At 72.9% G+C, this 21628-nt stretch carries 18 protein-coding genes; 13 read left to right on the forward strand and 5 right to left on the reverse strand.

The features are described 5' to 3' along the window. Positions 1–177 precede the first annotated feature (177 nt). A complete protein-coding gene (locus ACIQM3_RS33940) occupies positions 178–930 on the reverse strand; it encodes a TIGR03089 family protein (RefSeq protein WP_401631205.1) in 753 nt (250 codons plus the stop codon). A 139-nt stretch (positions 931–1069) separates the two neighbouring features. On the opposite strand from ACIQM3_RS33940, the gene ACIQM3_RS33945 reads away from it, so the two are divergent. The 3 genes from ACIQM3_RS33945 to ACIQM3_RS33955 all read left to right on the forward strand — a co-directional run bounded on the left by ACIQM3_RS33945 (position 1070) and on the right by ACIQM3_RS33955 (position 4834). After that, on the forward strand, positions 1070–2542 hold the full coding sequence (locus ACIQM3_RS33945; RefSeq protein WP_401631207.1) for a peptidoglycan recognition protein: 1473 nt from the start codon (positions 1070–1072) through the stop codon (positions 2540–2542). A gap of 78 nt (positions 2543–2620) precedes the next feature. Then, positions 2621–3712: a sugar phosphate nucleotidyltransferase gene (locus ACIQM3_RS33950; protein ID WP_401631209.1), complete on the forward strand. Its 1092-nt coding sequence runs from the start codon at positions 2621–2623 to the stop codon at positions 3710–3712. A 117-nt stretch (positions 3713–3829) separates the two neighbouring features. Beyond that, positions 3830–4834 carry a DNA-3-methyladenine glycosylase family protein gene (locus tag ACIQM3_RS33955; RefSeq protein WP_401631211.1) on the forward strand — a complete coding sequence of 335 codons (1005 nt, stop codon included), beginning with the start codon at positions 3830–3832 and terminating at the stop codon, positions 4832–4834. Positions 4835–4855: 21 nt separating this feature from the next. Here ACIQM3_RS33955 and ACIQM3_RS33960 read toward each other — a convergent pair whose 3' ends face one another. From ACIQM3_RS33960 to ACIQM3_RS33970, 3 genes are all read right to left on the reverse strand, one after another. Then, the gene (locus tag ACIQM3_RS33960) at positions 4856–6184 is read right to left on the reverse strand and encodes a coenzyme F420-0:L-glutamate ligase (RefSeq protein WP_401631213.1); all 1329 of its coding nucleotides are present in this window, start codon (positions 6182–6184) and stop codon (positions 4856–4858) included. Then, positions 6181–7137 (reverse strand): 2-phospho-L-lactate transferase, encoded by a 957-nt coding sequence (cofD, locus tag ACIQM3_RS33965; RefSeq protein ID WP_401631215.1) that lies wholly within the window; start codon positions 7135–7137, stop codon positions 6181–6183. Before cofD ends, ACIQM3_RS33960 begins: the two co-directional genes overlap by 4 nt. A 173-nt stretch (positions 7138–7310) precedes the next feature. Continuing rightward, complete coding sequence (locus ACIQM3_RS33970; protein WP_401631217.1) at positions 7311–7811, reverse strand: cysteine dioxygenase; 501 nt, start codon at positions 7809–7811, stop codon at positions 7311–7313. Between the two features lie 651 nt (positions 7812–8462). Between ACIQM3_RS33970 and ACIQM3_RS33975 the strand changes: the two genes are divergently transcribed. From ACIQM3_RS33975 to ACIQM3_RS33985, 3 genes are all read left to right on the forward strand, one after another. Next, positions 8463–8726, forward strand: a complete 264-nt coding sequence (locus tag ACIQM3_RS33975; RefSeq protein WP_031093859.1) for a WhiB family transcriptional regulator — start codon at positions 8463–8465, stop codon at positions 8724–8726. 276 nt (positions 8727–9002) lie between these two features. Beyond that, the gene (locus ACIQM3_RS33980) at positions 9003–12821 is read left to right on the forward strand and encodes a glycosyltransferase (RefSeq protein ID WP_401631220.1); all 3819 of its coding nucleotides are present in this window, start codon (positions 9003–9005) and stop codon (positions 12819–12821) included. Next, positions 12818–14344, forward strand: coding sequence for a DUF5719 family protein (locus ACIQM3_RS33985; protein ID WP_401631222.1), 1527 nt, complete (start codon positions 12818–12820; stop codon positions 14342–14344). The genes ACIQM3_RS33980 and ACIQM3_RS33985 overlap by 4 nt, the downstream gene beginning before the upstream one ends. Positions 14345–14364: 20 nt before the next feature. On the opposite strand, the gene ACIQM3_RS33990 is transcribed toward ACIQM3_RS33985, so the two are convergent. After that, positions 14365–14793: a metallopeptidase family protein gene (locus tag ACIQM3_RS33990; RefSeq protein WP_401631292.1), complete on the reverse strand. Its 429-nt coding sequence runs from the start codon at positions 14791–14793 to the stop codon at positions 14365–14367. Positions 14794–14930: 137 nt separating this feature from the next. Between ACIQM3_RS33990 and ACIQM3_RS33995 the strand changes: the two genes are divergently transcribed. The 7 genes from ACIQM3_RS33995 to manA all read left to right on the forward strand — a co-directional run bounded on the left by ACIQM3_RS33995 (position 14931) and on the right by manA (position 21566). Next, complete coding sequence (locus ACIQM3_RS33995) at positions 14931–15053, forward strand: hypothetical protein (RefSeq protein ID WP_401631224.1); 123 nt, start codon at positions 14931–14933, stop codon at positions 15051–15053. Positions 15054–15105: 52 nt separating this feature from the next. After that, positions 15106–15477: a DUF3499 domain-containing protein gene (locus tag ACIQM3_RS34000; protein ID WP_053929176.1), complete on the forward strand. Its 372-nt coding sequence runs from the start codon at positions 15106–15108 to the stop codon at positions 15475–15477. Between the two features lie 151 nt (positions 15478–15628). Beyond that, on the forward strand, positions 15629–17245 hold the full coding sequence (locus ACIQM3_RS34005; RefSeq protein ID WP_393766645.1) for an L-lactate permease: 1617 nt from the start codon (positions 15629–15631) through the stop codon (positions 17243–17245). A gap of 61 nt (positions 17246–17306) precedes the next feature. Continuing rightward, positions 17307–18674: a phosphomannomutase/phosphoglucomutase gene (locus ACIQM3_RS34010; protein WP_401631226.1), complete on the forward strand. Its 1368-nt coding sequence runs from the start codon at positions 17307–17309 to the stop codon at positions 18672–18674. 275 nt (positions 18675–18949) lie between these two features. After that, positions 18950–19132 (forward strand): Trm112 family protein, encoded by a 183-nt coding sequence (locus ACIQM3_RS34015; RefSeq protein WP_073752985.1) that lies wholly within the window; start codon positions 18950–18952, stop codon positions 19130–19132. 40 nt (positions 19133–19172) lie between these two features. Further along, complete coding sequence (locus ACIQM3_RS34020) at positions 19173–20309, forward strand: SIS domain-containing protein (RefSeq protein ID WP_401631228.1); 1137 nt, start codon at positions 19173–19175, stop codon at positions 20307–20309. Positions 20310–20363: 54 nt separating this feature from the next. Beyond that, positions 20364–21566: a mannose-6-phosphate isomerase, class I gene (manA, locus tag ACIQM3_RS34025; protein ID WP_401631230.1), complete on the forward strand. Its 1203-nt coding sequence runs from the start codon at positions 20364–20366 to the stop codon at positions 21564–21566. The last annotated feature ends 62 nt before the right edge of the window (positions 21567–21628 follow it).

Consider the following 21628-nt stretch of genomic DNA (forward strand, 5'->3'; position numbering starts at 1 on the left):
TCGGCGGCGCGATGGGCCGCCGGTCGCAGAAGTAGACGGCTGAACCTCACGCTTGGTTGTGCATTCGGGCGGCGTTCCCGGTGGAGCTCCGTACCGTCCGATCATGTACCGCCGTCGGTGCGCATTCCCGGGGGCTCGGCCCGCTGTGGGCCGGACGGGTGTCTTCAGGGGCGCTTGTCATACCGCGGTGCCGGTGACCCGCTCGCTTTCGACGCGCTTGGCCAGCCCGTCCTCGTCCAGCCGGTCCAGGTGGCGGCACAGGACGACGGAGCCCCCCGCGGCCAGCGGTGCGAAGAGCCCGGCGGAGAGCCCCTCCCAGGTGTCGTACGTACGGCCCGTCAGGATCCTGGACCCCGGGCCGAGTCCCAGCCCCGCCGCGTCCTCACGAGCCCGCGCGACGAGCTGGTCCGCCGTCAGGCCCACGCCGCCCACCGTCAGTGCGGGGGCCTCCGGGTCCACGGGGGCGTACGGGGCGAAACGGTCGCCCTGGCCGGGTACCTCCACCGCGTAGTCCGCGAACCCCTCGGGAGGCTGCGGGAACCGGCCGCCCAGCGGGCGCAGGGCCAGCGCGACCCGCTCACCGCGGCACGCGCGTGCCCGGTCGAGCGAGTCGGGTCCGCTGACGACCAGATCGGCGGAGGCCGGATCGCCCTGGACCTCGGCGACGACGCCCACGGACGAGCAGGCGAGCAGCCAGACGGCCGACTGCCAGTGGGCGGGGAGCAGCAGGGCGAGCCGGTCGCCCGGCTCGACGGCCAGATCTCCCTGGAGCAGATTGGCGGTCTTGGCCACCCAATTGGCGAAGGTGGCCACCGACAGTTCGACGCGCTCTCCGGTTGCGTCGTCGTAGAAGGTGACGAGGGGACGGCCGGGGTCCGCGGCGAGCGCGGATCGCAGCAGGTCGGCGGGGGTGCGATCACTGGCGTTCATCCGCGCAAGGGTACGCGGCGGGTGCCGGCCCGACGGGGCGTCACGAGTGCCCGTACACCGGTTCGGCAGACGGGGCGTCAACTTCAGGCGGGTTTACTCCAGTAGCCGGGAATACCGGAATCTGTCAAGGATTTCCTGTATGCGTGCACTTCTTGCAACCTCGATCGGCGTCACCTGCGCGACGGCACTCACCCTCCCGCTCGCCGCGCCCGCTCCCGCCGCCCCCGCCCAGGCCCCGGTCGCGCAGGCGCCCGCGGCAGCTCCCGCCGAACCCGCGGGTTCGACCCAGTCGATGCCCCTGCGGCCGCTCCCCGAGGCTGTGCCGAGGGCCACCGGTACACCCACCGAATCCATGCACCCCTCGGCCGCACAAGGGCTGCTGCGGCGCGACTCGCACCGCTTCTCACTCGTCGGCGTCGTCTGGGACGACGCCGACGCCGAACTGCACGGCACCGTCCAGGTCCGCACCCGCGCGACCGGCACCACCAAGTGGTCCGGCTGGCAGTCCCTGGAGACCCACAACACCGACCACGCCGCGGACTCGGGCAGCCCCGAACGCGAATCGGGCACGGTCCGCGGCTCCACCGCCCCTCTCTGGGTCGGCGACTCGGACGGCGTCGAGGTACGCGTACGTTCCGAGAACGCCGGACCGCGCAGCGGCGCCGCGGACACCGCGCCCCTCCCCGCCGGCCTCCAGGTGGAACTCGTCGACCCGGGCGACGACCCGGAGCAGCCGCGCGCCGAGGCCACCCCGGCCACCGGCACCCCGGCCACCGCCACCCCGGCCACCGGCACCCCGTCCGCCGTCACCCCTCCGGCGGGCACGGCGACGCCCGCCACGGCCGCTCAGCCCGGTGCGCTCCCGGAGGCTGCGGCCCTCACGACCGCCGCGGCCGAGAGCTCCGCGGTCAACGCCGACCTCGCCCCGCTGGGTGCCGCCGAGATCTCCGCCCTGAGCAAGGCCGAGTCGGAGGAGCAGGCGGTCGTCGGAGCGGGCGCCAAGCCGTTCGTGGGACCGCGGCCGCGCATCGTCACCCGCAAGGGCTGGGGCGCCGACGAGAGCCTGCGCGAGCGCACCTTCGCCTACACCTCGACCGTCAAGGCGGCGTTCGTCCACCACAGCGCCACCGGCAACAACTACACCTGCGCCCAGGCGCCCTCCGTCCTGCGCAGTATCTACCGCTACCACGTCAAGAGCAGCGGCTGGCGTGACTTCGGCTACAACTTCGCCGTCGACAAGTGCGGAAACATCTACGAGGGACGCGCCGGGGGCGTGTCGAAGGCGGTTCTCGGCGCCCACACCCTCGGTTTCAACACGAACAGCATGGGCATCGCCGTACTCGGGACGTACAGCTCGAAGAACCCGCCCGCCGCGGCGGTCACCGCCATCGCCAAGCTCACCGCCTGGAAGCTCGGTCTGTTCGGCCGCAACCCCAAGGGCAAGGTCACGCTCGTCTCCGGCGGCAGCGGCAAGTACAAGAAGGGTGCGAAGGCCAAACTCAACGTCATCTCCGGGCACCGCGACGGCTTCGCAACCGAATGCCCCGGAATCCGTCTTTACAACAAGCTCGGCACGGCCCGGACCAGTTCGGCGAAGCTGCAGGGCCGCTGACCGGGAGGCTCCGAACGGTCTGCATACACTGGCCAGCCGAAACGAGGCCCGGCCCCAGCAGGAAGCAGAGACGGTGCTGTGACAGAGGCAAAAGAAGCGATCCTCCTGGTCGGTGGCAAGGGCACCCGGCTGCGTCCGCTCACGGTGCACACCCCCAAGCCGATGGTTCCGGCTGCGGGGGTGCCGTTCCTCACGCACCAGCTGGCGCGTGCGAGGGCGGCCGGGGTGGAGCACATCGTGCTCGCCACGTCCTACCTGGCGGAGGTATTCGAACCGTACTTCGGTGACGGTTCGTCGCTCGGCCTCTCCATCGAGTACGTCACCGAGGACGAACCCCTCGGTACCGGCGGAGCCATCAGGAACGTGGCGTCGCGCCTGGCCTCGGGTCCGGACGAACCCGTCATGGTGTTCAACGGGGACATCCTCACCGGCCTCGACATCCGGGCCCTGGTCTCGGCGCACGCCACCTCCGGGGCGGACGTCTCCCTGCACCTCACCAGGGTGGAGGACCCGCGCGCCTTCGGTCTCGTGCCGACGGACGCCACGGGCCGGGTGACGGCCTTCCTGGAGAAGCCGCAGACACCCGAGGAGATAGTCACCGACCAGATCAACGCGGGGGCGTACATCTTCCGCCGGTCGGTCATCGACACGATCCCGGCAGGCCGGCCGGTCTCCGTGGAACGTGAGACCTTCCCCGGCCTGCTGGCCGCCGGGGCCCATCTCCAGGGCATGGTGGACTCCACGTACTGGCTGGACCTGGGCACCCCGCAGGCGTTCGTACGCGGCTCCGCCGACCTGGTCCTCGGCCGCGCCCCGTCCCCGGCCGTGCCCGGCCGCTGCGGCGACCGGCTCGTCCTGCCCACCGCCTCCGTGGCCGCCGACGCCAAGCTGACCGGCGGTACGGTCATCGGCGAGGGCGCGCTGATCGGCGAGGGCGCCAGGATCTCGGGCTCCACCGTGCTGGACGGCGCCGTCGTCGAACCGGGCGCGGTCGTCACCGACTCGCTGGTCGGGGCAGGGGCCCGGATCGGCAGCCGCTCGGTGCTCACGGGCGCGGTGATCGGCGACGGCGCCCAGGTCGGCGCCGACAACGAACTGCGTGACGGGATCCGTGTCTGGTGCGGCGCGGTCCTCCCGGACGCCTCGGTCCGCTTCTCGTCCGACCAGTGACCGGCCTCACCGGCCGGTCCACCGGTGCCACCGGCCGGTGAGAGGTCCTACCGGCCCGTGAGAGCTCCCTTCCGGTCTACCCTCGACAGGAACCCCCGACGACCGAGGACCTCACCCGTGGCAGGACGCTTCGTACCCCGCACCACCGCCGTGCCCCGTCAGGAGCAGGGGTTCGGTGCAGGCTCCGCGTCCGCCCCGCCGTTGGCCCGGACCTGGACACCACCGGACCCGCTCGACCTGCGGCTCGTCCTGAGCCCGTTGCGGCGCGGCCCGGCGGACCCCGCCTACCGCGCCCTGCCCGACGGATCCTTCTGGCGGGCGACCCGCACCCCGGCCGGTCCCGGCACCCTGCGCGTCTCCGCGTCCCCCGACGGCCGCGTCTCGGCGGCGGCCTGGGGACCGGGCGCCCAGTGGCTCCTGGACGGCCTCCCCGCACTGCTCGGCGCGGGTGACACCCCGGACGCCTTCCGCCCCCGCCACAGGCTGATCGCCCTGACCCAGCGCCGCCGGCCGGGTCTGCGCCTGCTCCGCACCGGGCTGGTCATGGAGTCCCTGATCCCGTCGATCCTGGAACAGAAGGTCACCACCGACGAGGCCTACCGCGCCTGGCGGCTGCTGCTCCGCACCTACGGCACCCCCGCCCCCGGCCCCGCCGACCCGGCGTTCGCCACGTACGGCCTGTACGTCATGCCGGACGCCAGAACCTGGTCGCTGATCCCGTCCTGGGAGTGGCACCGCGCGGGCGTGGACGCCAAGCGGTCCGCCACGATCCTGCGCGCGGTCCGGGTGGCCCGGCGCATGGAGGAGGCGGCCGCCATGGAACTCCCCGAGGCGTCGGCCCGGCTGCAGCTGATCCCGGGCATCGGGCCCTGGACGGCCGCGGAGACCTTGCAGCGTTCGAACGGCGCGGCGGACGCGGTGTCGGTCGGCGATCTCCATCTGCCGGGCATCGTGGGTCACGCGCTCGCGGGCAACAGGAACGCCGACGACGAGGAGATGCTGGAGCTCCTCGCCCCGTACGAGGGCCAGCGCCACCGCGCGACCCGCCTGATCATGCTCTCGGGACACACCCCGGCGCGCCGGGCCCCCCGGATGACGCCCCGGGACATCGCCCGGCTCTGACCGGCGGTCCCGGGGTCTGCTTCAGCGCACTGCGATGAACGCCCCCGCGTCACGGGCCGCCCGCGCCGGCGGTGTCCCCGTCGGGTGCCCCACGGCCACCGCGCCCAGCGGATCCCAGGAGTCCGGCAGGTCCAGCACCTCGCGCACCACGGGCCGGCAGAACATCGTCGAGGAGACCCACGCCGAGCCGAGCCGCTCACCCGCGAGCGCCACCAGGAAGTTCTGCACGCCCGCGCCGGCGGCGACCACGAACATCTCGCGCTCCGCGGTGTCCCGGCGCTCGTCCCCGTAGGTGTGCGAGCCGTCCATCACGAGGCAGGGGACGGCCAGGTACGGCGCGTTGCGCAGGACGTCGCCCCGCCGCACCCGCTTGGCCACCGACTCCTCGCTCCGGCCGTCCCGGCGCAGGTCCGCGATCCACGCGTCCCGCATGGCGTCCAGCAGCCGGTGACGCGACCGCTCCGACTCCAGCAGGACGAAGCGCCACGGGGTCGTGTGGTGGGGCGCCGGAGCCGTCACGGCCGCCGCCACAGCTCGTCGTACGGCGCCGGGGTCGACCGGCTCGTCCGTGAACTCCCGGACCGTACGCCGGAGGTTCAGCGCTTCCCGTACCGCCTCGGACGTACCCAGCCGGAACATGTCGTCGGCCGCGACCCGCACCATCGCCCGGGCACCCTGGTCCTCGTCCGCGGACGCGGCCGCCACCACGTGGGGGAGCCCGCGCACCACCGCGACCGGCAGCCCGGACGCCTTGCCCTTGACCAGGTCGCCGGCGGAGGCCAGCTCGTCGGCGGTGGCCACGACGGTGGCGCTCAGCGGATTGCCGTATCCGTCGGTGCCGCCCCGGAGGTCGTCCAGGACCTTGACCCCCGCGGCTCCGATCGCCACGTCCGTCAGGCCGTTGCGCCAGGGGCGGCCGAAGGTGTCCGTGACGACGACCCCGACCTCGACACCGAGCGCGTCCCGCAGGCCGTCCCGGATCAGCCGGGCCGACGCGTCCGGGTCCTCAGGCAGCAGTAGGACCGTCCCGGCCGGGGTGTTCGAGGCGTCGACCCCGGCCGCGGCCATGACGAGCCCCTGCCGGTTCTCCACGATCCTGAGCGCCCCGCGCCGGGCGACCACCCGGACGGTCTCGGCGTCGATCGCCGCCTCCCGGTCCGTGGCCTCGACGATCCGGCCCTCCGCCTTGGAGACGATCTTCGAGGTGACCAGCAGGACATCGCCGTCCACCAGGCCGGGCTCCGTGGCGGCGATCAGCTTCGCGAGGTCGTCGCCCTCCCGCACCTCGGGGACCCCGGGCAGGGCCCACACCCGGTACGAGGGCGCCGCGTCGGCCGGTCCGCCGCTCACGCCCGTACCTCCTCGGCCAGCGCCAGGGCCTGGCGGGCCATCTCGGCGGTGGCGTCGACGTCCGTCATCATCAGCGGGACGGCGCGGCAGCGGATCCCCGCCGCCTCGACCTCGCCGACCACTCCGGCGTCGACGCTGTCGACGAGCCAGCCGTCGAGCAGGCCCGAACCGTAGTGCCGGGCGACGGCCGCGGCGGTGGACTCGACGCCCACAGCGGCCAGCACCTTGTCGGCCATGCCCCGCACGGGCGCGTCGCCGACGATGGGGGAGAGCCCGACGACGGGGACCCCGGCCTCGGCGATCGCCTCCCGGATGCCGGGCACGGCGAGGATGGTCCCCACCGACACGACGGGGTTCGACGGCGGGAAGACGATGACGTCCGACTCGGCGATGGCCTCCAGCACGCCCGGAGCGGGCTTGGCCTGCTCCGCGCCCACCGGCACGACGGCCTGCGCCGGCACGGAGGCGCGCAGCTTCACCCAGTACTCCTGGAAGTGGACGGCCTTGCTCTCGCCGTCGACGTCCACGGCCACATGCGTCTCGATGCGGTCGTCGGACATCGGGATCAGCCGGACCCCCGGCTTCCAGCGTGCGCAGAGGGCCTCGGTGACCGCGCTCAGGGGATAGCCCGCGCCGAGCATCTGCGTGCGGACGATGTGGGTCGCGAAGTCACGGTCGCCGAGGCCGAACCACTCGGGTCCCACCCCGTACGCCGCGAGCTCGTCCTTGACCCGGAAGCTCTCGTCGGTACGCCCCCAGCCCTGCTCCTCGTTGATGCCACCGCCGAGGGTGTACATCACGGTGTCGAGGTCGGGGCAGACCTTCAGCCCGAACAGATGGATGTCGTCGCCGGTGTTGCCGATCACCGTGATGTCCGCGTCGGGCGCGGCCTGTTTGAGGCCACGCAGAAAACGAGCACCACCGATACCGCCGGCCAGAACCACAATGCGCATGCACAACAGTCTGTCAGGCGAAGCCTGATCGTTGTCGGGGTGGTGGTGGGCGACGGGTGGGCTGTCAGGCGAAGCCTGATCGTTGTCGGGGTGGTGGTGGGCGACGGGTGGGCTGTCAGGCGAAGCCTGGTCGTTGTCGGGGTGGTGGTGGGCTGCCCGGCGGTGGGGGAGCCTCAGGCCGGTACGGCGTCCTGGGCGGCCGGAGCGCACTGTGCCGCATGCATGGGCATGTCCGTCAGGCCCGGGAAGTAGATGTGCAGGCTGACGGCGGGCTCCAGGGAGTCGTTGACGACCTCGTGGACGTACCCCGGCGCGAAGACGCGCTGCGCGCCCGCGTCCAGGGCCTGCGCCCCGCGCGCCGTGTGCTCGGTCAACTCGCCCTCCAGGACCGTGAGTACGCCGGAGGAGAGGCCGTGGTCGTGGCGGCCGCTGCCCTGGCCGGGGACCCAGCTCAGCAGCCAGACCTCGTAGCCGGGCCCTGTTTGCAGCCGGTGGTACCAGCGGGTCGCAGTGTCGTACCGGACGAGCGGCGCCCACCGGGCGCGGTCCGCGGCGATGGAGCGGGCGAGTCCTGCGAACCCGGCCACGGTGGAGGGATGGGGGCTGGCCGGCTGGAGGAGGTGCTGGACCTCAAGGATGTCGCCGGCGATCGAAAGGTCGCTGTCGCTGTTCATGGGTGCGGTGGTTCCTCGGCATGTGGATACGCGTGCGGGGGGTCGCGGAGACGCGGGATGCGGTGAAACGAAGGCTGGATCAGAGCTGGAGCACTACGGCTTCAACAGCTGTGACAGCTGGAACAGCAACAGCGGGCCTGGACAGCCGTACGGAACCCACGGGTGTGGGTCGTGTACGTCACTGCGGTCGCTGGCATGAAGTCAAGGAGACCGGGTGGGTCTGCCCTCTGTCAACCCAATGCCCGATTTGGCGGCAATGTTTCACCCCATCCGGTTGCGGTCGGTGGAGAAAGGTTTTGGCACCCATTGCAGGGGCAAGGTGGCGCATCAACTGTGTCCGTAAACGCGGCTGACGGGCCGTGACCCTACTGTGATCTTGGTCGCTTCGGTGATCAAATCGAAACATCGGGACCGCCTCGCTCGTCTCGTCGATGGAGAAGTGGGGCCGGACGGCGCCGATGGCATATGTCAGGTTTTTGGTGATTTGAACACTTACCGCATAGGCTTGGTTCCGCAGAGTGAATACCGAGGCCAATAGCAGATCTTCGCTTGACTGGCCCGAAGCTACACACTTGTAATTTCACTCGTGTCGTTCGGCCGCATCGATAACGGCCGCATCACGGGGACGCAAGAGACAGACGAGGGGCGCACATGACCGAGCTGTTCCAGCAACTGCTGGTCGAGGACGCGGACGAAGAGCTCGGCTGGCAGGAGCGCGCGCTGTGCGCCCAGACCGACCCCGAGTCCTTCTTTCCTGAAAAGGGCGGCTCCACCCGCGAGGCCAAGAAGGTCTGTCTCGCCTGCGAGGTCCGTTCCGAATGCCTTGAGTACGCCCTGAACAACGACGAACGGTTCGGGATCTGGGGCGGTCTCTCCGAGCGGGAGCGGCGACGCCTGAAGAAGGCGGCCATCTGACGCCGAGCTCCCGGACTCCGGGGACGGCGATGGCCTGGGGGCCGCACCCTGTACGCAGGGCGCGGCCCCCAGGCCATCGGCATGTCAGGCCATCTCCGGCATCTCCGGCCGTCTCCGTTCCCGCCGGTCAACCGCTCGGCGCGGGCCGGACATCCGTACCGTTAGTGTGGGGCCCCGTCCGAGAGACGCGCCAACGCCCCGCCGGGGCGCGCGTGTACACCGATGCAGCCCCCGGGGGGGACCCCCTCCGGACCCGGCCGGAGGGCCCGTACCCCGATGTCCGTGCACAGCCACTCGGCGGCGCCGAACGCGGCCGCCGCCGCCCCAGAGTTCCCCCGGCACGTCGTCACCGCCGTGCTCGTCTCGCACGACGGCGCACGATGGCTGCCTCATGTGCTCGGCGGACTGCTCGGGCAGGAGCGCCCCGTACAGAACGTCGTCGCCGCCGACACCGGCAGCGCCGACGACTCCGCCCGTCTGGTGACCGAGGCGCTGGGCGGCGAGCGCGTCCTCCATCTGGCTCGGCGTACGAGCTTCGGCACGGCCGTCGACGAGGCGACCCGCACGGCCGGCGTCCTCACCCCCGACGACCTGCCGTACCTGAAGCGCCCCAGCGGCTGGGACCCCGTCACCCGCAGCTGGCGCGACGACGCGTACGACCTGCCGGAGCTTCCGCACGGCGAACCCGTCCAGTGGCTCTGGCTGCTGCACGACGACAGTGCCCCCGAGCCGGACGCGCTCGCCGAGATGCTCCGCGTCGTCGACAACGACAAGCACGCCGCGATCGTCGGTCCCAAGCTGCGGGGCTGGTACGACCGCAAGCAGCTCCTCGAGGTCGGCGTCTCCATCGCCAACAGCGGGCGCCGCTGGACCGGACTGGACCGCCGCGAACAGGACCAGGGCCAGCACGACCAGGTCCGTACGGTGCTCTCCGTCTCGTCCGCCGGCATGCTGGTGCGCCGCGACGTCTGGGAGGAGCTCGGCGGCTTCGACCGCAGGCTCCCGCTGATGCGTGACGACGTCGACCTCTGCTGGCGCGCGCACATGGCCGGCCACCGGGTGCTCGTCGCGCCCGACGCCGTCCTGCGGCATGCCGAGGCCTCCGCCAGGGAACGCCGCCCCATCGACTGTGCCGGACGCTCCGTCGCCAGCCCGCACCGCGTCGACAAGGCCGGCGCCGTCTACACGATGCTCGTCAACGCCCGCGGCAAACAGCTGCCGTGGGCTCTGGTCCGCCTCGTCGTCGGCACCCTTCTGCGCACCCTCGCCTACCTCGTCGGCAAGGTGCCCGGGCAGGCGCTCGACGAGGTCGCCGGACTCTTCGGCACCCTGCTGCGCCCCGGGCGGATCCTCGCCGCGCGCCGCGCGCGCAAGGGGGGAGCGGTGGACGCGGCCGAGCTGCGGTCGCTCTTCCCGCCGCCCGGCGCCACGGTCCGGGCCACCGTCGAACAGGTCGCGGGCAACTTCGGCAACCGCACCGACTCCGACGCCGGCGGTTCGCGGCACGGAGCGGTCGAGTCCGGGCCGGGCGGTGACGACGCCGACTTCCTGGAGATCGAACAGTTCGCACGGCTCAAGAAGATGGGCCGCAAGCCCGGCCCCGTGCTCTTCGCGCTCCTCCTTCTCGTCTCGCTGGTGGCCTGCCGGGGCCTGCTCGGCAGTGGGGCACTCGCGGGCGGCGCACTGCTGCCCGCCCCGGCCGACGTCTCCGACCTCTGGGGGCGTTACGCGGACGGCTGGCACCCCGTCGGTACCGGCGGAACCCAGTCCGCACCTCCCTACCTCGGCGTGATCGCCGCCCTTTCGGCGCTGTTCCTCGGCTCCACGGGCTTCGCGCTGACCCTCCTGCTCGTCTGCTCGGTCCCGCTCGCAGGGCTCACCGCGTACTTCGCCTCCCGGCCGCTGATCGAGTCCCGGCTCCTGCGGGCCTGGGCGAGCGTCGCGTACGCCTTCCTGCCCGCCGCCACCGGAGCGCTGGCCACCGGGCGGCTCGGCACAGCGGTCCTGGCCGTCCTGCTTCCGCTGATCGCCCGCGCGGCCGTCGCCGCGCACGGGCTGCGGGGCGACGGTTCCACCGCACGCGGCAGCTGGCGCGCCACCTGGGCGTACACCCTGCTGCTCACGTTCACCATGGCCTTCACGCCGATCGTCTGGCCACTCGCGGTGGTCCTCGGCATCGGGGTGCTCGTGCTGCGCCGGAGCGACATCGCGGCGTACGGACTCCGCTTCCTGGCCACGGCCGGAACCCCGCTCCTGGTCCTCGCGCCCTGGTCGCTCTCCCTGCTGACCAGCCCGTCGAACTTCCTGAAGGAGGCCGGGCTCGACATCGGTACGGGCACGGCGTCCGCCCTCGACCTGCTCGGCATCAGCCCCGGCGGCCCCAAGGCCGCCGGCGGCGTCCTGCTGCTGGGCATCGTGCTGGCGGCGCTGGCCGCCCTGTTGCGCGGGGAGCGGCAGTTCGCGATCCGCACCGCCTGGGTCGTCGTGCTCGTCTCCCTGGTCTTCGCGGCGATCTCCAACGGTTCCACCTGGGCGGGGCCCGCCACGCTCGTCTACGGCATCGCGCTGCTCACCGCCGCGCTGCTCGGCGCGGACGGCGCCCGGATCCGGGTCGCCGCACTGAGCTTCGGATGGCGTCAGCCGGTCGCCGCGCTGATCGCCCTGGCCGCCGGGCTCGCCCCGGTCCTGGCCGCGGCCGGCTGGATGATCGGCGGCGCGGCCGGTCCGGTGGAGCGCCGCGACCCCGTGCAGGTGCCCGCCTTCGTCGCGGAGGAGAGCAGCACCCGGGACCAGGCGCGCACGCTGGTGCTCGGGGGCACGTCCCCCGCCGCCGTCTCCTACAGCCTGGTCCGCGGCTCGGGCGCCCGCCTGGGCGACGCCGAGCTCACCGAGGCCGGCGGCAGCAACACCCACCTGGACAAGGTCGTCGCCAACCTGGTCGCGGGCTCCGGTGCCGACCAGGGCAGTCAGCTCAGCGGCTTCGCGATCCGCTACGTACTCGTACGGGACGGGGCGCCCCGGCAGATGAGCCGGGTGCTGGACTCGACCCCGGGGCTGAGCAGGCTCAGCCAGCTGGACGGCAGCGCCCTGTGGCGGGTCGACCGTCAGGTCTCCAGGCTCGCGGTCATCCCCTCCGGCGAGGGCGCCGAGCCCGTGCCTGTCGGATCGCAGTCTGTCGGGGCGCACGGTGAGATCCCCGAGGGCGGCTCCGGCCGGGTGCTCCGGATCGCCGACGCGGCCGATCCGGGCTGGCAGGCCACGCTGAACGGCAAGGCACTGACCCCGAAGACCGTGGACGGCTGGGCACAGGGCTTCGAGCTGCCCGCCGAGGGCGGCACGCTGGACCTCACCTTCGACGAACCCGTCACGCACACCGCCTGGGTCTGGGCGCAGGTGGCGCTCGGCGTCTTCCTGGTGGTGATGGCTCTGCCGGGCCGCCGCCGGGAGATCGACGACGACCTGCCGGAGGAGACCGAGACCGTCGCGGCCGAGCCGGTCGCCGGTGAGGGACGCCGGGCCCGCAGGCTGCGCGCGGCGGCCCAGGCGGAAGCGGTGGCGGGAGACGACGCGACGGGGACGGGGTACGCGGAGGACGGCACGGCGACCGGGTACGGCGAGGCTGCTCCGGGCGTTCCGGAGCAGGCGCCGGGGGAGTACATCCCGGCGCAGCAGAGCGCCGATCCGTACGCGGCGGTTCCTGGCGCCCAGGACGGCACGGACCCGTACGCGGCCGGCCAGGACGGTGCGGACCCGTACGCGGCCGGCCAGGACGGCACCGGCGCCTACGCGGCGGTCCCGCAGCAGAACTACGGGGAGTGGGAGGCGCAGCAGCAGTACCAGGGCGCCGACTACGGCCAGTACCAGGGCGGCCAGGACGCCGGCCAGTACTACCAGCCCGATCCCTACCAGCAGGACCCGTACCAGCAGCAGGGCGCCTACGACCCGTACGGCTACGCCCAGCAGCAGCCCTACGCCCCGGGGACGGGCGAAGCCGCCCCGTACGACGGGCATGACGAGCACGACGAGAACGCGACCCCGGGCCAGGGCCCGTGGCCGAACGGCAACGGCAACGCATCGCGAGGCGAGTCCGAGTGAAGTCCACCCCCCTGTCCCTCATCGCGGGCGTCGTCGCCCTCGCCGCCGTCACCGGCTTCGCCGCGCTCACCGTGCCCGGTGACGAGGGTGCCACGGAGGCGAAGGCCGCTGCCCGACTCCCTGTCGAGCGCTCCAGCCTGCTCTGCCCGGAGCCGAGCATGTCCGACCTGGCGGAGACGACGTACACGTCCTTCACCCCGGCGGGGAAGGGCGGCCAGGAGGCCGGTGCCGCCGAGCTGAAGGCGGCCGAAGCCCTCCCCGCGGACGAGGGCGCGGACGAGGAGAAGGAGGACGCGGACAAGGACGACAAGGACAAGGCGGCGGACAGCAAGCCCGTCATCTCGCTCAAGGACCTCGGCAAGCCGTCCACCGCCGAGACCTCCAAGTCCGGGGCTCCCGCGCTCGTCGGCACCGCCACCGGCGCGTTCGCCCCCGGCTGGACCGCGCAGCAGACCACCATGGCCGCCGCGGGCGGTGCCCGCGGTCTTCTCGGCGTCAGCTGCACCGCCCCCGACACGGACTTCTGGTTCCCGGGAGCGAGCACGGGCAAGGCCCGTCAGGACTACGTCCACCTCACCAACCCCGACGACACCGCCGCCGTCGCGGACATCGAGCTGTACGGCGCCGAGGGCCCCCTGAAGTCCGATGTCGCGGAGGGCATCACCGTCCCGGCGAGGTCGAGTGTCCCGATGCTGATCTCGACCCTGACCAGCGAGGCCGCCGAGAACGTCACCGTCCATGTCACGACCCGGTCGGGACGTGTCGGCGCGGTCGTGAGCGCCGCCGAGGACGAGGTGGGCAGCGACTGGCTGGCCGCCTCCGCCGACCCGGCGGGCGCCCAGGTCCTGCCGGGGATCCCGGCCGACGCCACCTCCGTACGCCTGGTGGCGTTCGCGCCCGGTGAGGACGACGCCGATGTGAAGGTCCAGCTCCTGGGCAAGAACGGGGCGTTCTCACCGGCCGGGAACGACACCCTGCACATCAAGTCGCAGATGACCGCGAGCGTCGACCTCAAGGACGTCACACGGGGGGAGCCCGGCTCGCTCCGGCTGACCCCCGTCGACGGCAGCAGGACTCCGGTGGTGGCCGCCCTGCGCGTGGTGCGCGGCAAGGGGGCCGAGCAGGAGGTCGCGTTCATCCCGGCCACCGGCCCCGTGGGCGAGCGGGCGAGCGTGGCCGACAACCGGGCGAAGGGCTCGGTGCTCTCCCTGACCGCCCCGGGCGAAACGGCCAAGGTCAAGGTCACCGCGTCGGCGGGCAGTGAGGGCGGCGACGCGGCGGTCAAGACGTACACGGTCAAGGGCGGCACGACGCTGGAGGTCCAGCCGGAGGCTCCGGCCGGCCTCAAGGGCGGCTACGCCCTGACGGTCGAGTCCGAGTCGGGCGGCCCGGTGCACGCCGCCCGCACGCTCACGATCGAGGAGGGCGGCATCGACATGTTCACCGTGCAGACGCTGCCGGACGACGAGGGCATGGTCGAGGTGCCCGAGGCGGAGCAGGATCTGTCGGTCCTGGACGACTGAGGCCGCGCGCCGCGGGCGGTTCAGTCCTGCCCGTAGCGCGGGTCGACCGACTCGGGCGAGAGGCCGAGCAGCTCCGCGACCTGTTCCACCACGACCTCGTGCACCAGCAGAGCGCGCTCGTCGCGGCTCTTGGTGCGGATCTCGACGGGGCGCCGGTAGACGATGATCTGGGCGGGCCGCCCCTTCTCGGCGGACACCGCGCGCCCCAGCGGCACGGTCTCCTCGAGCGAACCCGGCACATCGAGGACCAGGAAGTCGACATCCGTCAGCTGGGGCCAGCGCCGCTCCAGCCGCTCCACCGAATCCTGGACGAGATCGCGGAAGCTCTCGGCCCTGCTGACGGACAGCGGCACCTGCGGCGGCGCGACCGGTCCGCGCATACCGCGGCCATGGCGGTCGCGGCGGCGGGGCCGTGGCTCGGGCGGGTGGGGCGGTACGGGACTGTCCATCACCGACGCAGCGTAACGCTCCCCGGCCCGGGGCGATCACGGCTCCTCCGCCGGCCCGCTCCGTGTCCCAAGATGAACATTCCGGCCAGGGTTGAGTGCGGTTCCGGTCCTTGCTCCGATCGCGGACCCTCCGTCGAATGATCGATCGTGTTCTCCCCGGCGACCTCGACGCGGCCCCCGCGAACCGGCTGCCGCGCAGGTCGGAACGGCTGCGCCGGAGCCCCGCCGGGCTCCGTGCACGGGGCGACACGACGGGGTGACCCGGGGGAGAGTCGTCGCAGCCCGCTCAAGAGTGCGGTACCGTCCAACATCGTGAGCCCTGTACGTCGCTGTTCGCGAACCGCGTGCGGCCGTCCCGCCGTCGCGACACTGACGTACGTCTATGCCGACTCGACCGCGGTCCTCGGCCCGCTCGCCACCTATGCCGAGCCCCACTGCTACGACCTCTGCGCCGAGCACGGTGAACGGCTCACCGCGCCGCGCGGCTGGGAAGTCGTCCGGCTCTCCGACCCCTCGGCTCCCACCCGCCCCAGCGGTGACGATCTCGAAGCGCTGGCCAACGCCGTGCGCGAGGCGGCCCGGCCCCAGGACCGTCAGCAGGGCGGCAGGGGTCCCCGGGCGGCCGACCCGGTGGAGGTCGCGCGCCGCGGACATCTCCGGGTGCTGCGCTCCCCGGACTCCTGAGACCCCTCCCGTACCACGGGTCCCACCCGCCACCTCTCCGTACCGGAAGAAGTTTTCCGGTACGGAGCATTGACGCTGGCTTGTCGCGGACACGACCATTCCCCCACCCGTGAGAGATCGCTTCCGCATCACGGAATCCGGGGAGGCATGTGTGTTTGTCCAGCAACTCGAACCCGTAGCCGATTCGCTCGCTCTGTCCGCTCTCGTCGCTTCCCTGCCACTGGTGACCGTCCTGGTGCTGCTGGGCGCCGTCCGCATGAAGGCCCACCGCGCCGGCCTCATCGGGCTCGCCGTCGCCGTGCTCGTCGGCTGGCTGGCGTTCGGCATGCCCGTCGGGCAGACCCTGTCCGCGGGGGCGCAAGGTGTCCTCTTCGGGCTCTTCCCCATCATGTGGATCGTCGTCAACGCCCTCTGGGTGTACCGGATGACCGTCCGCACCCACCACTTCGACATCCTGCGGCGCTCCTTCGGCCGGGTCTCCGACGACCCCCGCATCCAGGCCCTGGTCATCGCCTTCTGCTTCGGCGCGCTCCTGGAGGCGCTGGCCGGCTTCGGCGCACCCGTCGCGATCTGCTCCGTCATGCTCGTCGCGCTCGGCTTCGACCCGGTCAAGGCCGCGGTCGTCTCCCTGGTCGCCAACACCGCGCCCGTCGCCTTCGGCGCCATGGGAACCCCCGTGGTGACCCTCGCCCAGGTCACCGGCCTGCCGCTGGACGACGTCGCCACGGTCGTCGGCCGCCAGACACCGCTGCTCGCGCTCGTCGTCCCGCTGATCCTGGTCTTCCTGGTCGACGGCAGGCGAGGGTTGCGGGAGACCTGGGTGCCCGCGCTCGTCTGCGGGGTGGCCTTCGCCGTCGCGCAGTTCGCCGCGTCCAACTTCGTCTCCGCCCAACTCGCCGACATCGCGGCCGCTCTGGTGGGCGCGGGCGCGCTGATCGCCGTCCCCGGCGCCCGCAGGCCCGCCGACGAGCCCGTACGCGCCGCCGTCCTGACGGGCGTGCGCAGCGAGGACCTGGACCAGGAGGACCCGCGCCGCGAGGTGCTGCGCGCCTACGCCCCGTACGCCCTGATCGTCGCGGTGTTCTCCATCGCCCAGATCCCGCCCGTCAAGCGGCTGCTCGCCGAGGCGACGCGCGTCTTCGACTGGCCGTTCCTCGATGTCGCGGGGCCCGATGGCGAACCGGTCGGCGCCAACGAGTTCTCCCTCCCGCTCATCGGCACCGGCGGCACCCTCGTCCTGATCGCCGGCCTGATCACCGCCGTCGTCATCGGCGTACGGGCAGGAACCGCCGCGCGGGAGTGGGCGGCCACCGTGCACGAACTTCGCTACGCGATCCTCACCGTGACGTCCGTCCTCGCCCTCGCCTACGTCATGAACCTCTCCGGCCAGGCCGCCACCATCGGGCAGTCCGTCGCCGCGGCCGGTGCGGGGCTCGCCTTCCTCTCACCGGTGCTCGGCTGGTTCGGCGTCGCCGTGTCCGGCTCCGACACCTCGGCCAACGCCCTCTTCGGCGCGCTCCAGGTGTCCGCCGCACGGGAGTCCGGCCTCTCGCCGGAGCTCCTCGCCGCCGCAAACAGCTCCGGGGGCGTGCTGGGCAAGATGATCTCCCCGCAGAATCTGACGATCGCCTGCGCGGCCGTCGGTCTCGCCGGACGCGAGGGGGATCTGCTGCGGAAGGTACTGCCGTGGAGCCTCGGCCTGCTGCTGGTGATGTGCCTGGTCGTGATGGCCCAGAGCACGGCGGTGCTGGGCTGGATGCTCCCCTGACCGGAGGTCCGGGGCCGCCGGGTAGTTTGGGCGGTCCGTAAAGATCCCAGGAGGACCGGCCGTGGTTGCTGACCTGTCGCAGCTCGTGAAGGCGTACGACGTGCGCGGAGTCGTGCCCGACCAGTGGGACGAACCGCTCGCCGAGCTGTTCGGCGCGGCCTTCGTCCAGGTCACCGACGCGGACGCCATCGTGATCGGCCACGACATGCGGCCGTCCTCGCCCGGTCTGGCCGCGGCCTTCGCCCGCGGTGCGACGGCACGCGGCGCCGACGTGACGCTCATCGGGCTCTGCTCGACGGACCAGCTGTACTACGCGTCCGGGGCGCTGGACCTGCCCGGAGCGATGTTCACGGCCTCGCACAACCCGGCGCGGTACAACGGCATCAAGCTGTGCCGCGCCGGGGCCGCGCCCGTGGGCCAGGACACCGGCCTGACCGAGATCCGCACCCTGGTCGAGCAGTGGTCGGAGCACGGCCTCCCCGCCACGACCGCGACCACCCCGGGCACGGTCACCGAGCGCGACACCCTCACCGACTACGCCGCGCACCTGCTGGGCCTCGTCGGCCTCTCCGGGATCCGTCCGCTCAAGGTCGTCGTGGACGCGGGCAACGGCATGGGCGGCCACACCGTGCCCACCGTCTTCGCGGACCTCCCCCTCGACCTCGTGCCCATGTACTTCGAGCTCGACGGCACCTTCCCCAACCACGAGGCCAACCCGCTCGACCCGAAGAACATCGTCGACCTCCAGGCCCGCGTCCTCGCCGAGGGGGCCGACCTGGGCCTCGCCTTCGACGGCGACGCCGACCGCTGCTTCGTCGTCGACGAGCGCGGCGAAGGCGTGTCACCGTCCGCGATCACGGCCCTGGTGGCCGCCCGTGAGCTGGCCCGCAACGGCGGCAAGGGCACCGTCATCCACAACCTGATCACCTCCTGGTCGGTCCCCGAAGTCGTACGCGAGAACGGCGGCACCCCCGTCCGTACCCGTGTCGGCCACTCCTTCATCAAGGCCGAGATGGCCGAGCACGGCGCGATCTTCGGCGGCGAGCACTCCGCGCACTACTACTTCCGCGACTTCTGGAACGCCGACACGGGCATGCTCGCCGCCCTCCACGTCCTCGCCGCACTGGGCAGCCAGGAGGGCCCGCTCTCCGGACTCCTCGACCGGTACGACCGCTACTCGGGATCCGGTGAGATCAACTCCACCGTGGCCGACCAGGCGGACCGGCTTTCGGCGATCAGGGCGGCGTACGGCCACCGGGACGACGTACGGTTCGACGAGCTGGACGGGCTCACCGTGACCGGCGGCGACTGGTGGTTCAACCTCCGCGCCTCCAACACCGAGCCCTTGCTACGTCTGAACGTCGAGGCACGGGACGAGAAGACCATGGCTGCGGTGCGCGACGAGGTCCTCGCCGTCGTCCGCGCGTGACCGCTCCGCGTCCGTGCGGCGTGTCCGAGATGTCCGCGCCGCCCGCGACCGCCCCGCCGCCCCTCGGGCGCACGCCGCCGACGCATGCCCCGTCGGGCGGGGCCTGCCGGGCCGCGACCCTCCCGGCCCGGCGGTAGGCTGACCACGCCCCAAGGGTCTTACGTTTTGGATCAGGCCCCGCGAGCCCGGCATGATCCAAACGAAAGACCCCAGCTCCGCGGACCCGAACCGGGTCCGAACCGGATCCGCACCGCATGCCCGAAGGGACCCACCCCATGCCGCTCGAAGCCGGCCTTCTGGAGATCCTCGCCTGCCCGGCCTGCCACGCCGGCCTCGACGACCGGTCCGCCGCCGAGAGCCCCGAGCTGGTCTGCACCGGCGCGGACTGCGGTCTCGCCTACCCGGTGCGGGACGGCATCCCGGTGCTCCTCGTCGACGAGGCCCGCCGCCCCGCGTAACCCGCACCCTGATCAGCACGGTGATCGGAGGCCCACCACCATGCTCGACGAGTCGCTGCTCGACGCACCGGAAGCACTGGCCCGAGCCGACCGGCGAGGACTGCTGCGCGGTGCCGCCGAGGCCGGAGCCCGCGTCCGCACCGCCACCCGGCACGCCGCCGAGGCCGGAATCGGTGCCCTGGCCCCCGAAGGGCGGCCCCGCGCCGTCCTCGTCGCGGGGCCCGGCACCGCCGCGACCGGCGTCGCCGATCTGATCGGCGCCCTCGCCGGCGCCTCCGCGCCCGTCACCGCGATCCGCCCCACCGGGGTCGCGGCCGCCGCCGGGGCGCTGCGCTGGGCGCTGCCCGGCTGGGCCGGATCCGTGGACCTGCTGCTCATCGCCACGGCCGACGGTTCGGAACCGGGCCTCGCGCTGCTCGCCGAGCAGGCCTACCGCCGCGGCTGCACGGTCGTCGCCGTCGCGCCCGTCCGGTCCCCGTTGCGCGAAGCCGTCGACGGGGTCCATGGACTCGTCGTGCCCATGGCGGCCGCCCCGCACGGTGAGTACGACGCCGAGACCTCGGCGGCAGGCCCCGGCACGCTCTGGGCCCTTCTCACCCCGCTGCTCGCCCTGCTGGACCGCGTGGGCCTGATCGAAGCGCCCCCGGAGACCCTGCAGAAGGTCGCCGACCGCCTCGACCGCACCGCGGAGCGCTGCGGGCCGGCCATCGCCACGTACAGCAACCCGGCCAAGACCCTCGCCGCGGAACTAGCCGACAGCCTGCCCCTCGTCTGGACGGAGGGTGAGGCCGCGGGCCCCGTCGGGCGCCGCTTCGCCGCTGTCCTGGCCGAGCTCGCCGGCCGCCCGGCCCTCGTGGCCGAGCTGCCGGAGGCGCTCCCCTCCCACGGAGGGCTGCTCGCCGGAGCGTTCGCAGCGGGGGCCGACCCCGACGACTTCTTCAGGGACCGGGTGGACGAACCCGAGGCCATGCGCGCCCGCGTCGTCCTGCTCCGCGACCGGCCCGCCGGCGGCCTGACCGCGAGCCCGGCCGCCCGTGAACTGGCCCTGAGCCACGACACGGCCATCAGCGAACTCGAACCCGAGGAGGGCAGCGCGCTCGAAGCCCTCGCCGAGCTCCTCGCGGTCACCGACTTCGCCGCCGTCTACGCCTCCCTGGCCTCCGACAACCGGGCCTGACGGCCCGCCACCCCTGGGCGCCCACGCCCGCGCATCCCACGAGGACTCATCTCCATGGACCGGCTCTCCAACACCGTGCGCCCCTACGCCTGGGGGTCCACCACGGCCATCCCCGAGCTGCTCGGCACAGCCCCGACCGGCGAACCGCAGGCCGAGATGTGGATGGGGGCCCACCCGGGAGCCCCTTCGCGCCTCACCCGGCCCGCCGGTACGGACACCGCCGCCGGCGCCGCGGGCTCCGGAGCCGGTGAGCGGTCCCTCACGGACGTCATCGCGGCCGACCCCGAGCGCGAACTGGGCGCCCCGGCCGTCCGTGCCTTCGGCCCCCGGCTCCCCTTCCTGCTCAAGCTGCTCGCGGCCGGTGCCCCGCTGTCCCTCCAGGTCCACCCCGACCTCGCGCAGGCACAGCAGGGGTACGCGGACGAGGAAGCCCGGGGCATCCCGGTGGACGCGCCGCACCGCACCTACAAGGACGCCAACCACAAGCCCGAGCTGATCTGCGCGCTCACGCCCTTCGACGGGCTGTGCGGCTTCCGCAGGCCCGCCGAGGCCGCCGACCTGATAGCCGCCCTCGGCGTGGACTCCCTCAAGCCCTTCGTCGACCTGCTCCGCGCCCACCCCGAGGACGGGGCGCTGCGCGAGGTCCTCACGGCGATCCTCACCGCGGACCCCGACGAGATGGCGCACACGGTCGCCGAGGCGGCCGAGGCCGCCGGGCGGCTCGGCGGCGCCCATGCCCCGTACGCCCAGATCGCCCACCACTACCCCGGCGACCCCGGCGTCATCGCGGCCATGCTGCTGAACTACGTACAACTCCAGCCGGGCGAGGCGATGTTCCTCGGAGCGGGTGTGCCCCACGCCTATCTCGGCGGCCTCGGTGTCGAGATCATGGCCAACTCCGACAACGTGCTGCGCTGCGGTCTGACCCCCAAGCACGTCGACGTCCCCGAACTGCTCCGCATCGTCCGCTTCGAAGCCACCGAGCCCGGCATCCTGCGCCCCGAGGCCGCACCCGGCGGCGAGGAGGTGTACGAGACGCCGGTCGACGAATTCCGGCTGTCGCGTTACGTCCTGTCCTCCGGCGGCCGCCCCGTCGACCTCACGGCGCCCACCGCGCAGATCCTGCTCTGCACGGCAGGCGCCCCGCGGGCAGGTGAGATCGCTCTCGCACCCGGCGAATCCGTGTTCGTCCCTGCGGACGAATCGGTAGAAGTGGCCGGTACGGGAACGCTCTTCCGTGCGACCGTCGTGGTCTGACGTACCGTCCGCACCCAGCGGCTGCAACAATGTCCGGCCGTAACGCGGCGCCCGTGCCGCAG

The organism is Streptomyces sp. NPDC091271 (genome assembly GCF_044757505.1).
Classification (GTDB): domain Bacteria; phylum Actinomycetota; class Actinomycetes; order Streptomycetales; family Streptomycetaceae; genus Streptomyces.

What these genes read in the sequence shown, in the direction of transcription:
- ACIQM3_RS33945 (WP_401631207.1), top strand. Translation starts at nt 1,070, where the DNA reads ATGCGTGCACTTCTTGCAACCTCGATCGGCGTCACCTGCGCGACGGCA.
- ACIQM3_RS34015 (WP_073752985.1), top strand. Translation starts at nt 18,950, where the DNA reads ATGCCGCTCGAAGCCGGCCTTCTGGAGATCCTCGCCTGCCCGGCCTGC.
- ACIQM3_RS33995 (WP_401631224.1), top strand. Translation starts at nt 14,931, where the DNA reads ATGATCGATCGTGTTCTCCCCGGCGACCTCGACGCGGCCCCCGCGAAC.
- ACIQM3_RS33975 (WP_031093859.1), top strand. Translation starts at nt 8,463, where the DNA reads ATGACCGAGCTGTTCCAGCAACTGCTGGTCGAGGACGCGGACGAAGAG.
- ACIQM3_RS33940 (WP_401631205.1), bottom strand. Translation starts at nt 930, where the DNA reads ATGAACGCCAGTGATCGCACCCCCGCCGACCTGCTGCGATCCGCGCTC.
- cofD (WP_401631215.1), bottom strand. Translation starts at nt 7,137, where the DNA reads ATGCGCATTGTGGTTCTGGCCGGCGGTATCGGTGGTGCTCGTTTTCTG.
- ACIQM3_RS33980 (WP_401631220.1), top strand. Translation starts at nt 9,003, where the DNA reads ATGTCCGTGCACAGCCACTCGGCGGCGCCGAACGCGGCCGCCGCCGCC.
- manA (WP_401631230.1), top strand. Translation starts at nt 20,364, where the DNA reads ATGGACCGGCTCTCCAACACCGTGCGCCCCTACGCCTGGGGGTCCACC.
- ACIQM3_RS34020 (WP_401631228.1), top strand. Translation starts at nt 19,173, where the DNA reads ATGCTCGACGAGTCGCTGCTCGACGCACCGGAAGCACTGGCCCGAGCC.
- ACIQM3_RS33990 (WP_401631292.1), bottom strand. Translation starts at nt 14,793, where the DNA reads ATGGACAGTCCCGTACCGCCCCACCCGCCCGAGCCACGGCCCCGCCGC.
- ACIQM3_RS33970 (WP_401631217.1), bottom strand. Translation starts at nt 7,811, where the DNA reads ATGAACAGCGACAGCGACCTTTCGATCGCCGGCGACATCCTTGAGGTC.